At 62.2% G+C, this 13,192-nt stretch carries 10 protein-coding genes and 1 tRNA gene; 2 read left to right on the top strand and 9 right to left on the bottom strand.

Annotation, left to right across the window (positions count from 1 at the left end; all coding sequences use genetic code 11):
* The first annotated feature begins 155 nt into the window (after positions 1 to 155).
* Positions 156 to 1,208 (top strand): quinone-dependent dihydroorotate dehydrogenase, encoded by a 1,053-nt coding sequence (locus tag R3F07_08940; protein MEZ5276490.1) that lies wholly within the window; start codon positions 156 to 158, stop codon positions 1,206 to 1,208.
* Positions 1,209 to 1,396: 188 nt separating this feature from the next.
* Here R3F07_08940 and dapF read toward each other — a convergent pair whose 3' ends face one another.
* From dapF to R3F07_08905, 7 genes are all read right to left on the bottom strand, one after another.
* On the bottom strand, positions 1,397 to 2,209 hold the full coding sequence (dapF, locus tag R3F07_08935) for a diaminopimelate epimerase (GenBank protein MEZ5276489.1): 813 nt from the start codon (positions 2,207 to 2,209) through the stop codon (positions 1,397 to 1,399).
* Between the two features lie 61 nt (positions 2,210 to 2,270).
* Positions 2,271 to 3,197, bottom strand: coding sequence for a serine O-acetyltransferase EpsC (gene epsC / locus R3F07_08930; GenBank protein ID MEZ5276488.1), 927 nt, complete (start codon positions 3,195 to 3,197; stop codon positions 2,271 to 2,273).
* A gap of 165 nt (positions 3,198 to 3,362) precedes the next feature.
* Entirely contained in the window at positions 3,363 to 5,267 is a 1,905-nt protein-coding gene (locus R3F07_08925) for a family 20 glycosylhydrolase (GenBank protein ID MEZ5276487.1), read from the bottom strand.
* A gap of 111 nt (positions 5,268 to 5,378) precedes the next feature.
* Positions 5,379 to 6,368 carry an aldo/keto reductase gene (locus tag R3F07_08920; GenBank protein MEZ5276486.1) on the bottom strand — a complete coding sequence of 330 codons (990 nt, stop codon included), beginning with the start codon at positions 6,366 to 6,368 and terminating at the stop codon, positions 5,379 to 5,381.
* 373 nt (positions 6,369 to 6,741) lie between these two features.
* Complete coding sequence (locus tag R3F07_08915) at positions 6,742 to 7,743, bottom strand: hypothetical protein (GenBank protein ID MEZ5276485.1); 1,002 nt, start codon at positions 7,741 to 7,743, stop codon at positions 6,742 to 6,744.
* A 117-nt stretch (positions 7,744 to 7,860) separates the two neighbouring features.
* The gene (locus R3F07_08910) at positions 7,861 to 9,162 is read right to left on the bottom strand and encodes an Hsp70 family protein (GenBank protein ID MEZ5276484.1); all 1,302 of its coding nucleotides are present in this window, start codon (positions 9,160 to 9,162) and stop codon (positions 7,861 to 7,863) included.
* A 284-nt stretch (positions 9,163 to 9,446) separates the two neighbouring features.
* Positions 9,447 to 9,531, bottom strand: a tRNA-Leu gene (locus R3F07_08905).
* Positions 9,532 to 9,763: 232 nt separating this feature from the next.
* On the opposite strand from R3F07_08905, the gene R3F07_08900 reads away from it, so the two are divergent.
* Positions 9,764 to 11,650, top strand: coding sequence for a hypothetical protein (locus R3F07_08900; GenBank protein ID MEZ5276483.1), 1,887 nt, complete (start codon positions 9,764 to 9,766; stop codon positions 11,648 to 11,650).
* A gap of 145 nt (positions 11,651 to 11,795) precedes the next feature.
* Here R3F07_08900 and tsaE read toward each other — a convergent pair whose 3' ends face one another.
* Together tsaE and R3F07_08890 are read right to left on the bottom strand one after the other, a co-directional pair.
* Complete coding sequence (tsaE, locus tag R3F07_08895; protein ID MEZ5276482.1) at positions 11,796 to 12,230, bottom strand: tRNA (adenosine(37)-N6)-threonylcarbamoyltransferase complex ATPase subunit type 1 TsaE; 435 nt, start codon at positions 12,228 to 12,230, stop codon at positions 11,796 to 11,798.
* Complete coding sequence (locus R3F07_08890; GenBank protein ID MEZ5276481.1) at positions 12,214 to 13,179, bottom strand: thiamine-phosphate kinase; 966 nt, start codon at positions 13,177 to 13,179, stop codon at positions 12,214 to 12,216. Before R3F07_08890 ends, tsaE begins: the two co-directional genes overlap by 17 nt.
* Between the last annotated feature and the right edge of the window lie 13 nt (positions 13,180 to 13,192).

The following is a 13,192-nucleotide window of genomic DNA, read 5'->3' as shown; positions in this document are numbered from 1 at the left end:
CTCGTTTGGACAGAGTCAACCCGCGAAATCGCTTTTTGTTGAACGGTTGGGGAGTTGGTGCCCGGTCGGTCTGGTCCTTTGGGGCACGGTTCGCATGAATTTCAGTTGCTTGTCCGGGTGGGCCGGGAGGATAAAGGGTCTCCTGCCGAGCATCCATGGGATCCTTATACGAGAAGCTGTTTCGTCCGATTCTCTTCTGTCTTGAAGCGGAAAGAGCACATGAGCTGTCGGTAAATGGCCTTCGATTGGTCGGGGCCATCCCGGGACTTGTCCCTGTTTTTCGGTCCCGGGCCCGACGTCAGAGTTGGGGCGGTCGGATCAAGGTGTTCGGCGTGACCTTTCCCAATCGGGTCGGTTTGGCGGCCGGCTACGACAAGAATGCGGTGTGCTGGCGAGGGCTTTCCGCCCTGGGCTTCGGGCATGTCGAGGTTGGAACCCTCACCTTCCGACCGCAACCGGGGAATCCCCGGCCACGGCTTTTCCGCTACCCGGCGCAAGAAGCCATCATCAATCGGATGGGATTCAATAATGAGGGTGCTGAACGTGCGGCGGCACGGCTGGCCAAGGCACCTCCGCCTGGCCGCCGCCCGATGCCGATCGGTGTGAATATCGGCAAGTCGAAGGTAGCCTCGCTCGACGAGGCGGTCGAGGATTACCTGGGTTCCTTCCGGCTCCTGGCCCGACACGCCGACTATCTGGTGGTCAACGTGAGCAGTCCGAACACCCCGGACCTGCGCAAGCTTCAGGATGCCGAACGCCTGAGGATGCTGCTGGGGGCCCTCACCCGCGCCAATGATGCCGGCACGGCGGGTCATGGCCGGAGCCGTTGTCCACTTCTGGTCAAGATCGCTCCGGACCTCACCTGGCGAGAGATTGACGATGTGCTCGGGATCATCGACGAACTGGGTCTCGATGGTATTATTGCGACCAATACGACCCTGGCCCGGCCGGGCCCGTTTGCCGGGGTCGATCAGGCCGGGGGATTGAGCGGGGCTCCACTGACCAGGGCCGCCACGGGGATCATCCGCTATATTTCCCGCTCGACCGAGGGAAGGCTGCCGATCATTGGAGTGGGCGGGATCATGGACGGCCGGACCGCGGCTGAGAAAATCGATGCCGGCGCTACGCTTGTCCAGGTCTACTCGGGGATGATCTATCGGGGACCTTCGATGCCGATCGAACTGGCCCGGGCGGTATCGTCGAAATAGAGTCACGATTGAATTGGGCGCAGCCCGTAGATTCGAGTGCAGGCACGTCGCTGTGCGACGTGTTCAAAGCATCCGGAATCAACGATCGACTCGGCTACGGGAACGGCGACACAGCGCCGTTGCTGCAATGCTTCAGGATTCGGGTGTCGCTGCGCCGCTCCGCCCGACTCTTGGTGATTCAGTCGGCTTCAAACCTCCACTGATCCGGTGAAAACGGCGACGGCCGGACCGGTCAGGGTCACTTGGCGGATGCCGCCGTCATCCTTCTCGAAGTCGACCTGCAGGACGTCCCCTCCGGCCACCTGGACCCGGACCGGGCGCTCCACTCCATGGACGAAGTGGGCCATAATTCCGACGGCGGTGACCCCGGTGCCGCAGGCGAGGGTCTCATCCTCGACCCCGCGCTCATAAGTGCGGATCCGGACGAGGCCGTCGGCCTGGACCTGGGCGACGTTCACGTTGGTGCCTTTCGGCGCGAAATCGGCGTGGTAGCGGATCTCCGGTCCAAGCGCACGGATATCGACCTGGGCGACGTCGTCGACGAAACGGACGGCGTGGGGCACGCCGGTATTCACACTATGGATGACGGCTGATCCTTCCTTCAGTTCGATCGCCCGGCCCCGGACGAGGGAACTCGGCGGGGTCAGCTCAATGCGGTAGAGACCATCCACCCTCTCGGCACCGACCACGCCGGCATCTGTGGCGAAGCGGATGCGGCCGCCTTTTCCGAGATTTCGCGCGAAGGCAAAGGCACTGAAGCAGCGGGCGCCATTGCCGCACATTTCCGCGCCCGATCCGTCGGCGTTGTAGTAGATCATCGTCGCGTCCACCCCGTCGGCCGCGGCGGGCTCCAGCAGGAGCAGGCCGTCCGCCCCCACGCCGAAACGCCGATCACAGAGAAAGCGGATCTGCCCGATGGACAGCTGGAGTCTCCGCTCGAGGTTGTCGATGACCACGAAGTCGTTTCCGGCGCCGTGCATCTTGGTAAAGTTGATCTTCATGGTTGATTCCTGATCCGGTTGCGAATCAATGGAGCGTCCCGACGGTCGCGGCAAGTCGTAATCAGATGATCCATTCACCGCCTCCGGGCGGTTCGTTCGACTTGCGGGGATCCTTCCTGTCGCGGACGATCGACATCATCTCACCCTGGTAGTAGACGATGCTCTCCGGAGGGACGGATTTCATAAGCCAGACATTGGAGCCGATGGTCGAGTGGTGCCCGATGGTCGTGCGACCGCCCAGAATGGTGGCTCCCGGATAAAGGGTCACATGGTCTTCGATATTGGGATGGCGCTTGACGCCTTTGACCGGGTTCCCGTGTTCGTCGAGTTCGAAGGACTTGGCCCCGAGAGTGACGCCCTGGTAGATCTTGACGTGATGGCCGATCTCGGCGGTCTCACCGATGACCACGCCCGTGCAATGATCGATGAAGAAATGGGATCCGATCTGCGCACCGGGATGGATGTCTGCCCCGGTGCGTTCATGGGCGTATTCGGTCAGCATTCTCGGAATGAGCGGCACCTGCAGCCGGTAGAGCTCATGAGCAATCCGCTGGATCGAGATGACGAGCACGCAGGGGTAGGCGAGGATGATCTCCTCCAGACTGCGGGCGGCCGGATCACCGAGGTAGGCCGCCTCGACATCGGTCTGGATGATCCGCCGGATTTCCGGAAAGGCGCTGAAAAGTGCGATGCACTTCTCTTCAGCGGTGGCGGCGGGGTTGGCATGACCCCCAAAGCGCATGGCTTTGGCAATGTTCTTGCAGAGGCGATCGTGAACGGCCGCCAGCCGTTTCTCCGTTACGGCGGGAACCTCCTGTTTCGTCAGGGTGGCCTGCTCGAAGAACCCCGGAAAGAGCAGGTGCATCATATCCGAGGCCAGGCGGTGGACGGATTCTTCCGAGGGGAGATCCACCCCGTCGAGGTGGTTGATTCCGCCGAATTTCTCGTAGGATTCGAGCAGCGCGGTCTTGATTTCTTCCATGGTCATGATGGCGGGCTGGCGACAAGGTGGGGAGCGAAAGATGCGAGTGTAGCGGTGCCGCTCAGTCGGCGTCGAATCTCTTTCTTGGGTGGGAATGGTGCCGAGTGTCGGCTTTGCCGGAGCGCCTGCCATCGGACGGACCAGGTAGGGACGGGCCGCCGGACCGTCCGCTCAGAGGTTGCGTGAATAAACCGCCAGGATATTCTCCAGCCGCTCCGCGCTTTGCTCGAGGCCGCCCGGCCGGTTCGACTTGATCCAGGTCCTGCGGTGACGGCGGATCAGGGCCGTCAATTCCCTGCGGAGTGTCTTCCGGCGTTTGGCCGGTACCTCCGCGATGGACCCCGTCGGTGTTTCCAGGCGATAACGACCCTGACGGCAGGCGTGGAGAGCCAGGTCGATGATGAGACGGATCTCTCCGAGGGCGCGTTTGCCGTCGCGCGAGGTGGGTTTGGCTTCGTCGAGGAGGTCGCGGGCGCCGGTGATGGCCTTCCTGGCCGCTTCCAGCTCCCCGGACCTGAGTGCCTTGAGGGTGCTGTGTTCGGATAGAGGGGTGTCCACCGCCTGGAGGAGCTGGAAGAATACGGTGCAGTTGTGCGGGCTGATCCCGGTCAGGGAGGGCGCCAGGCCCAGTTCGAGGAGGGCGCGGCCCGTCCTTCCGGTGCGGTCGCCATAGACGGTTTGATTGACCACCCGGGCCAGGTCGACCCCGCGGTTGGCGTTGGCCGACCAGCTCAAGGCCGCTCCGTATGCAAAGTATGGATACGAAAGTCCGAGTGGCTGCCAGTGGCCGTGGTCACCCCAGTCGGTGATCAGGTAACCCCTGGCCCCGTGTTCCGCCCCGTTGCGGGCGGCGCTTTCCAGGTTCTTGACCGCATTTTCCCGACGGCCGGTCAGGGTGGTCCAGGACGATGTGCCCGGGCAGACGTAGAACTGCAGTCCGGAGGCCTTGAAGGCGGCGCATTCCCGGTCAAAGGGATGATTCTGCTCATAACCCCAGACCAGGGCGGTGACATCTTTCGGGATTTCCGGGATGAGCTCGGGATGATTCACTATGATATCGCCCCAGAACTGGATGGTGCGGCCCTGCCGGGCGGCGGTTTCCCGCAATCCGAGGATGTAGTCGAGGTAGACCCGTCCCTCTCCGATTTTCCGGCACCGTGATTCCGAGCGTCCATATCCCAGGTCGATCGTTTCGTCGCACCCAACGTTGACGATCGGGCTGGAAAAATGGGGCAGGAGTTCGCGGAGGAGTTCGTCGATCAGTTGCAGTGAACCCGGGTCGATGGGGCAGAGGCTGACCCGGGAAACGGTCCTCGGGTGACCCCAGGCAATGATATCCGTCGGTTCCGGGCACTCGGAAAGGTGGGCATAGGCCTCATGTTTGAGCCAGCGCTCAAAGTGTCCAAAGGCGTTCTGGTTGGGAACGAGCTCGATGCCCCGGTCGCGGCAATAGGCGTCGATCTGAAGGATTTCGTCCGGAGTGAATGGGCTGGCCTTTTCCCAGACCGTCCGGTGATTGGCGTAGGCGAAGGTGTGCTCGGTGTAGAGCTGGAACTCATTGAGTTTCCATCCGGCCATCCGGTCAATCAGGAGCAGAAGGGTCTCCATCGTCGGCACCTTGTCCCGACTGACATCGAGCATGATCCCGCGCCTCTCGAAATCCGGCCAGTCGGTCAGGGTGAGGCACGGCAAGTTGGCGGGCGCACCCAGGCCGTCGATCAGCTGGGCGAAGGTTGTTGTGGCGTGGGAAAGCCCGGCTTCGTCGTTCCCGATCAGGGAGATGGCGGTTTTTGTGATCCGGATCCGGTAGCCCTGCGGCCGGGCCACTGTGGCATCGACACGCAACTCGACCACCGGCTTTTGGCCCTGGCCGGGATGGGCGGCCAATTCCCGAAAAACGCCGATCGACGTAAGGGCTTCCTGCACCCTGCGGGCACTCCGGAGGATCCCGGGCCGACTGATGTCCCGGGCCACGATCCGTCCGTCGGGGAAGCGATGGGCGCCCGCGGTCATCCGGATCGTCCGGGGAACCGGGAAGAGGGTGTCGGTCAGGGATTTCGAAACTTCAGTCTTCATTGGCATCAGGGTGATTTGGATCCAGATTTCACGGTCATGCGGAGAAGGGTTCGGTCGGCTGAAGTCTGATCATCCATCCCGGATGGAGAGTGAGGACGTAGACTGGCCGACTTATTTCCCGCCATACCACACGCCGCGCCGCCAGTTGTGACGATGGAGTTTCCTCAGAAGTTCGGGAGGCAGATCTGCGAGGTCGCTGACGCCACAATTGGCCTCGGCCTGGGCGATGGTCCGGATACCGGGAATGACCACGCTGACAGCGGGGTGAGCGAGGACGAACTTGAGGGCGGCCTGTGGCATGGTGAATCCGGATCGGTCCAGGTCGGCTTTGATTGCTTCGGTGCGTTTGACCACCCGGGTCAGCCTGTCACCGGCGAAATAGCTGCTCCTGAAGTCGTCTTCGGCGAATCTGGTTTCCGGTGTGAATTTTCCGGTTAAGGCACCTTCATCGAACGCGACCCGGACAATGACGCCGACCCCGCAGGCCCCGGCCACATCAAGAAGCTCTGCCGCGGGCTCCTGTTCGAATAGATTGTAGATGATCTGAACGGAGTCGACCCAGCCGTCGCGCATCAGGTCGATCACGCTGTTCTGATCGTGCTCCGGGGTGGAGACCCCGATCAGTCCGATGGATCCCTCGGCCTGCATCTTTCGAAGGGTCTTGAAGGGGGTCGGATTGCGGTTCCACGCGCGGGTCCAGGTATGGAGTTGAAGCAGGTCGATCGTTTCGGTTCCGAGTTGGGTGAGGCGCTCCTTGAGATTGGCTCGGAGGTAGGCTTCGGAATAACGTTCGTCCGCGACACAATAGGGTGAGGGTGGCCAGATGCCGGCGCTGGGCGGCGTCTTTGTCGCGACGTAGATCTTCTCTTCCCTGCCGGCCTCGCGCCGTTCCTTCAGGACCCGGCCGATGAGACGTTCACTGCGGCCGTTGCCGTAGCCGGCTGCGGTGTCTATGAAGGTGCAGCCCAGATCGAGGGCCCGGTTGAGCGCGGCCAGCGATTCGTCGTCGCGCTGGTCGCCCCAGCTGCCGCCGATCGCCCAGGCTCCGTAGCCGATTTCCGAGCAGTTGATGTCGTGTTTTCCGAAGGGACGGGTTTTCATGTGAGGGGGGATGACCGCAATGGGGCACCGAGGAGGTCTTGAGTCATTTCGATGACAGAGTCCGGATCCTTGCCTGTTTCGATCCGATGCGCAAACCGGAACGGCACTATCGGGTGAAGGGTGCTGTTCCGCTCGATCGAGGGGACAAAGGTCGGGAATCGAGGTCGAAGGAGAATCCACCCGATCACGGATCACCCACCTTCGCGATCGGGCTGAGGGTGAAGAAACCGCAGGGTCTACTGCGGGTTTGCCCCAGGAAAAGCCAATGGTCGTCTATCGGAGTCACGTCGGGTACGGGGGAGGTGATTGGGTGACTTCGCCAATCGGGCGAATTTCCAGCAGACTTCGGTTTGCCTGATTGGTTGGGCCTCACTCACTTCGTTCTGGTATCCGGGTTGATGAGGCGGGTACGGCGGGCGAAGGCTTCGGCCACGTTTCCGGTCAGGGTGCGGGCGATCTCGTCCGCGGTGAAGCCGCGTTCGTGGAGGAGGGGAATGAAGTCGGTGAAGAGGGTCTGGTAACCCCGGTAGGTTCCTCCTCCGGGTTTCTCGGGGTCGAACCAACCGGCGTCGTGGGAGAGTAGGGCCCGGTCGAGAAGACCTTTGTCCTTGAGCAGGGCAAGGGCTGCGGCGTGTCGTTCGAGCGAGTTCCGGTTGATTCCGTCGAGTGAAATCCAGGCCCCGGTCCGGGCCGCTTCGAGGATGGCTTCATCGGTGGCTGACTGGGCGTGGACCCAGATGAAGGCATCGGGTCGCACGCCGTATTCCTCGAGGACGGCGAGGATCTCTAGGCCCGGGCCCGCGCCGGTATGAACGGCGATGGTCAGTCCGGTCTCGCGGTGGGTGAGGGCGGCGGCCTCGATCAGTTTCCGGTCGACCGGGGAGAGGTCGGGTTCGCGGTCGACTGCGGTTTTGATGAATCCGGGTTTGATCCCGGTGCCGTCGATGCCGTCGCGGGCTTCTTCCGTCCACCGGGCAGCCAATTCGGCGGCGGTCTCGGTGAACGCGTAGTCGGGAAGAAACGTGTCATTGGCCGCGCCGTAAAGGCCGGTATTGGTGACGAGGTGGAGTCCGGAGGCTTCGCTCAGGCGCTTGAGCAGAAGAGGGTCGCGGGCCAGGTAGGCGGGGGTGCATTCGAAGAGGGCCTTCACGCCCCAGGCGGCGGCGGCTTCGAGATGGGGCAGGGCCACGCGGAAGACCTCGTTGGGATCGTAGCGGTCGGTGTTGACCCGGTCTGCGCCGATGAAGTCGACGAGGATGTGCTCGTGTTCGAGGGCAAGACCGAGTTGGGAAGCCGGCACAGGTCCCCGCACCGTTTCAATCGTCCACTGGGTGGCGGCGGGCGCGGCGACCGAAAGCGAGAAGATTGAAGCCATGAGTGGGAGGTTCAGACCTGCATTCATGCAAGCAGCATGAGTCGGGAGACCGGGTTTTCGAGAGAAATTGAGGCTGGCAGCCCCCAGGCGGCTTGGGTGCCTGAAGCGGTGGCGGGGCTATCTCTCAAAGAGGGGTGCGCTCAGGGCGAGGCCCCGGCTGACGGAGGCGAAAGTGTCGCCGGTTCGGATACGGTCCTCGCCGAAACGATCGGTGAAGATGCTGCGGATATTCCTGACGAGGGAACTGCCTCCGGTCAGGAAGACGCAATCGATCGTGTCGGGATCGAGTCCGGCGCGGGCGAGGGTGGTGTCGAGAGCCGAGGTGATTGCAGTCGTGACGGAGGCGGTCATCTCCCTGAATTCTCGGAAGTCGAAAGATTCGCTGATCGAGATGACGGCATCGGGGAAGGTGAGGTGGGTGCGGTCCTCGGTGGTCAGGCGTATCTTGGACCGCTCGATCTGCTGGAAGAGGGAGAAGCCGAGATTGCGCCGGATGAGGGAGAGCAGGCGCGTGAAGCCTTCCGGTTGATCAGACCGGCGGACAAAGTGCTCCAGCTTTTCGATCAGCCTGATGTCCTTGTTGAGAAAGGGAACCCGATCCCATTGGCAGATCTGGTGGTGGGGCCAGGTCGGGACGGGCAGGATCTTCTCCCGGCCGAATTCGCTGTAGGTGGCGTTGCGTCCGAAGAGGGGAGTGAGCTTGTACCACATGACCTCGGCATCGAGCCGATTGCCGGCGGATGGGACGCCGCCGGTGGCCAGGACGTCGACCTCCCGGTCATTGAGAAAGCGCTTCGCCGGATCGAGCCGCATGAGGGTGAAATCGGAGGTGCCGCCGCCGAAGTCGCCGACGAGGACAGTTTGCGGTTGGGTCAGGGAGGTCTCGTAGGTGCGGGCGGCGGCGATCGGCTCGTATTGGAAATGGATGGTTTCAAATCCGGCCAGTCGGGCTGCCGATCGGAGACGGTTTTCGGCCAGGTGATCGCGCTTCGGGTCTTCATGAAAGACGGCGGGCCGTCCTAGGATGACGTCTTTGCCATCGATCCCGGTGGCACGGTCTGCCCTAAGTTTGAGGTTCCTCAGGTGATGGGCGACGAGTTCCTCGATAGTGTAGGTTTCATTGTTGATAATCGTCTCGGTGAAGGTTTCGTCGGGAAGGATGGTCTTGATGGCCTGGAGCAGACGGCCGTCCATGTTGTCGGCGATGTAGTGGTCGATCGCTTCCTGTCCGAAGAACAGTTCGCGAGTGTTCGCTCCGAACGCCCGGGCATGCGGGAAATACATGAGGGTCGGTTCCTGATGGCGAAGGAGGGGATGATCCATGACGGATCGCTGTTCGCGATCCCAGACGGAAACTGAGGAATTGCTGGTGCCGAAATCGATGCCGTAGACAAAGGGGTGGTGGGAGGAGGTATGCATGGTGAGAGGGGCGATCGGGCGGAAGAAAGTGGGAAATTTGAGGAACAATCACTCGCAGCTGCGGCACTTGTGATGAGCTGGTCGAACCAGTCTCTTGCCGTGCGTTCACGTTTACTCGTCCCAAGAGTTCCGCCTTCGCAGAAGCCCCGGCGTGACACGCCGGGGCGAGTTAGGCCAGAGGATTCCGCAAGGATCACCACTATGGCAGCCCCCTTAGGGGAAAGCGAACTGAACCCTGATTGTGAGGCAGCCCTCGTTGCTTGAACCACTCTCCTTTTTGGAGGTGGTGCTCAGGAGGGGACTCGAACCCCTACACCTTTCGGCATACGCCCCTCAAGCGTACGTGTCTACCAATTCCACCACCTGAGCCTGGACCTTTCCGATATGGAAAAGGTGGACGAAAAAGGACTTCATGGGTGTTGTAAAGCGGCAAAAAAACCGATTTTCCCGAATCCGTGAAATCGCTTGCCTCGCAATGTGTTCTGAAGAGACTGCCGAACACGAACAAGACCGCCGGATGACCGGCCCTCCCGACATTATCAAACCACATCAGCCGCTGGCCTTACCAGTTTTTCGGTAAGTCCCTGCCGTTTCTACAGTAATGGAAAAGAACCCTGGAAACCCCGAAAAAGGGTCGGAGTTCAACAAGATCGACCTTTCCGCCCTTCAGGACTTCAGCTTCGGGACCGAATGGTCTCCAGCCACGGACCCGAGTGAGGTCGGCTCGACAGAACGTCGGGAACGGCGTCGCGAGAGCGGCCCTGGAGCAGGACGAGATCGTCGGCCGCCGCGTCAATTTCCCCCACGGGATGACCAGGCGGGCCGATCGGCCGGTCCCCGGGAGCGCGGAGACCGTTTTCAGCGTGGCGGACCGGGTCGGGAAGGGGGGCCGCGTCCGGATCGTCGGGGTCCTCCGCGGGATTCCGGAGGCCACGAATCACGTCGGCCGATCCGTGACTACGCGCCCTATGAAAGCCGAACCCTCGAAGTGGCGTTTTACCCGGAAGAGCACGGTTTCAATGCGTTGGTCAAGGCCATGCGCAATTCGTGCCGGACCTATGAGCTTTTTGAGATCGCCCGTTTGATCCTGGAGAAAGTGGAGCGCAGCGTGGTGGTCTATCGACGGCATCCCCTTGAGGACGGCAGTCGTCCGGATCTGGCCGTATCCGTTCCCGATGGTCTTCCCTTCGAGAGCGAGGATGAGGCGATCCAGCACGTACTGGCCCACCACATGGACAAGTTTTTCGAGATTGCGGAGGTCGAGACGGACCCGCCCAAAGGGAACTTCCAGATCGTGCACCGTTGTCCGGTGACGCGGGAGTTGCTGGGACCCCCGAATTACCATCGTTACGCCGCCATTGTGGAGCAGCACCATGCGGCGCGGGCCTCGCACATTCCTTTGGAGCGATACAAGGGCTCGCTGATCTCTTCGCGTGAACCCGAGGACATTCAGGCGTGGCTGGATAAAATGAAGAAGGCGATTCGCTACACCTCGAAGCCGGATCTGGCGGAGGAATCGGGGACCTTTGATTCTCCGGAAGAGGCGCGCGCCTATCTGCTGCGGGTGGCCCGCGCCAAGATGGTCAAGACCGCTGAGGCGACCCGGATCGATGCCAGGGAGGTTCAGAAATACCCGGAAACCGAGGCGGCCCGCGCCATGGAGGGCGCGTTGGAGCGGCAGCGGCGATTCCCGCTCGATACGGCCAACGCATTGCGCGGCCGGTTGCGGCGCGAGAACTTCCATATTTTCAAGCGCGGATCGAAAGGCATCACCCTGGCATGTGCGGTTCGTCGCAAGTATCGGGTTCCCGGTCAGGTGTTTGCCGACTCGGTCGAGAAACTGATCGGGTATATCGAAGCCAACCCTCTGACACCGATCGGAGCACTTCCTGAGAAATTCCTGGGAATCGCGATTCATGCGGGACCGGATGGTTCCCATGAGGATCTGGAGAGTCTGCCCGAGGACAAGAAGGATGCCCTCAAGAAGATGGCGATGGATCTTCGTTGGTTGGTAACGGAAGGTTATGTGGCCGAGTTTTCCGATGGACGCCTTCTGGCGGCACCGGCGGAGGGGCGACAACCCCAGGCACCGGCCGCCAATGTGAAGACGAAATCGAAGACCGCAAAGCCGGAGAAGAAAGCAGAAGGTCCTGACAAAGCAGAGGTGCGGCCGGCTGCGGCGGGAGCGGCTGCCGGTGTCGTGGTGACCGGGGAGGCGGAGCCAGCGGCAGGAGACTCCGCCCCGGTTGCGGAAGATCCCGAGGCGGAGGCTGGATCAGCCGCAGGGGAGAAGGCCGATGTGCCGGTCACGGAAGCCGGCATTGAGCCGGTGTCCGAGGTTATCGAAGTGGCGGAAGTGGAGCCGGAGATTTCCAAACCGGCGGTGATTGAAGCGCCGATTTCCACACCTGAAGAGGCAAAGCCCGAAGAGTCGACGGAAGCGGTTGACGAGGCGAAGCCGGAGGATCCAGAGGCGAGGAAGGGGTAGAGAAAACAAGCCTCAGGACCCGCGAGGCTGGAGGTCAGTCAGGTGTGGTCACCGGGCCATGCCGCGGTGATTCCATCGAGGGGATGGTTGCCTCGCAACGTCGGCACGGCGGTGTTGCGGTACACGATGGAGGCCGAATCGTCGCCTACTCCATCAACCGGAGGGTGTGGTGGCCGCTTGGAAGAAGCGCGAGCTGGAGGTTGAAAGCGGATGGGGGAATCCAGTCACCTGTGTTTTCCGGCCATTCGACGGCGAGACACCAGGGGCTTCTGAGGAAGTCCTCGATCATCAGGGCATCGATCGCGGAGGGGGTTTCCAGGCGGTAGGCATCGACGTGGACGAGCGTGCGGTCCCCCTGGTGGATATTGACCAGGGTGAAGGTCGGGCTCGTGATGGGCCCGGGGATTTTCCACTCCGCCGCCAGTCCGCGGACGAAGGTGGTCTTGCCGGCACCGAGATCTCCGCTCAGGGCAAGGACCCGATCGGATGGAAGGGCCGCGGCGAATTCGCGGGCGAGAAGGTGGGTTTCTTCAGCCGAGGTGGTTTCAAGGCCGGCGCGAAGCCTATCGAAAATGCTCATAGCCCTCTCCAAGTAAGAATCCTTCCGGCGGATGGATCACCTCAATGGTCGGTCGGTTGGCCGACAGTGGGACGATCCGCCCGATGCGGGTCAGCCGGGTCTTGAAGCGTTTCCGCCAGGCGGCCGCCAGTCTTTCGGGGGCGGCCCGGGCGGAGATGGTGAAGAGAAGCTCGAAATCCTCTCCATCATGAAAGGCGTGGTGGAGAGCCGGAAACCCGCTGGATTGGGCCATCCGTCTCGCGGCGGGGGCGATGGGAACGTCCGAAGCTTCGATCAGGGCAGCGGCGCCGTCCGGAATGAGATCGAGGAGGTCCTTGGCCATGCCGTCGGAAAGATCGATCATCGAGTGAACCGAGCGGCGGCCGGCCAACCACCGACCTTCGTCGAGACGAGGTTGGAAACGGAACTGCCGACCGAGCCGACTTCCACCGAGGGAACCGGTCACATAAAGGGCGTCGCCGATTTGTCCGCCGGCTCGGGTCAGGACCCGGCCGGATGTGCTTTCCCCGAGGAGGGTGAGAAAGAACCCGGGAGCGCCGTCGGTCTGGGCGCAATCGCCGCCGACGATGGCGACTCCGAAGCGACGGGCCTCGCGTCCGAGGGCACGGATGAAGGCACGAAGCCACCGCCGTGAGCTGTCTCCGGTCAGAGCCATCGAGAGGATGGCGGCTTCGGGGCGTCCGCCCATGGCGGCGATGTCGCTGAGGTTGCGGCGTATCAGTTTTGCGGCGACATCGGCCGGCCGATCAGCCTGGGTGAAATGCCGTCCCAGAATGACGGGATCGGTTGTGACAAGACGCTGCCGGCCGGTCGGCGGGAGGACGGCGACGTCGTCGCCCGGTCCGTGGGGACAGGGCGGACAGGCCGAGCCGAAATCGGCGATGACCTCCCGGATGAAGGCGGATTCCCCGAGTCCGCGAAGCTGATCGTTGATCGATGAAGTGAGCACTTCCGGGGCACCG

This window comes from Opitutaceae bacterium, from assembly GCA_041395105.1.
GTDB lineage: Bacteria > Verrucomicrobiota > Verrucomicrobiia > Opitutales > Opitutaceae > B12-G4.
This window is presented reverse-complemented; position numbering and strand designations above follow the sequence as displayed.

Coding starts and splice junctions, on each gene's coding strand:
- R3F07_08940 (MEZ5276490.1), top strand. CDS start 156: ATGGGATCCTTATACGAGAAGCTGTTTCGTCCGATTCTCTTCTGTCTT.
- dapF (MEZ5276489.1), bottom strand. CDS start 2,209: ATGAAGATCAACTTTACCAAGATGCACGGCGCCGGAAACGACTTCGTG.
- epsC (MEZ5276488.1), bottom strand. CDS start 3,197: ATGACCATGGAAGAAATCAAGACCGCGCTGCTCGAATCCTACGAGAAA.
- R3F07_08925 (MEZ5276487.1), bottom strand. CDS start 5,267: ATGAAGACTGAAGTTTCGAAATCCCTGACCGACACCCTCTTCCCGGTT.
- R3F07_08920 (MEZ5276486.1), bottom strand. CDS start 6,368: ATGAAAACCCGTCCCTTCGGAAAACACGACATCAACTGCTCGGAAATC.
- R3F07_08915 (MEZ5276485.1), bottom strand. CDS start 7,743: ATGGCTTCAATCTTCTCGCTTTCGGTCGCCGCGCCCGCCGCCACCCAG.
- R3F07_08910 (MEZ5276484.1), bottom strand. CDS start 9,162: ATGCATACCTCCTCCCACCACCCCTTTGTCTACGGCATCGATTTCGGC.
- R3F07_08900 (MEZ5276483.1), top strand. CDS start 9,764: ATGGAAAAGAACCCTGGAAACCCCGAAAAAGGGTCGGAGTTCAACAAG.
- tsaE (MEZ5276482.1), bottom strand. CDS start 12,230: ATGAGCATTTTCGATAGGCTTCGCGCCGGCCTTGAAACCACCTCGGCT.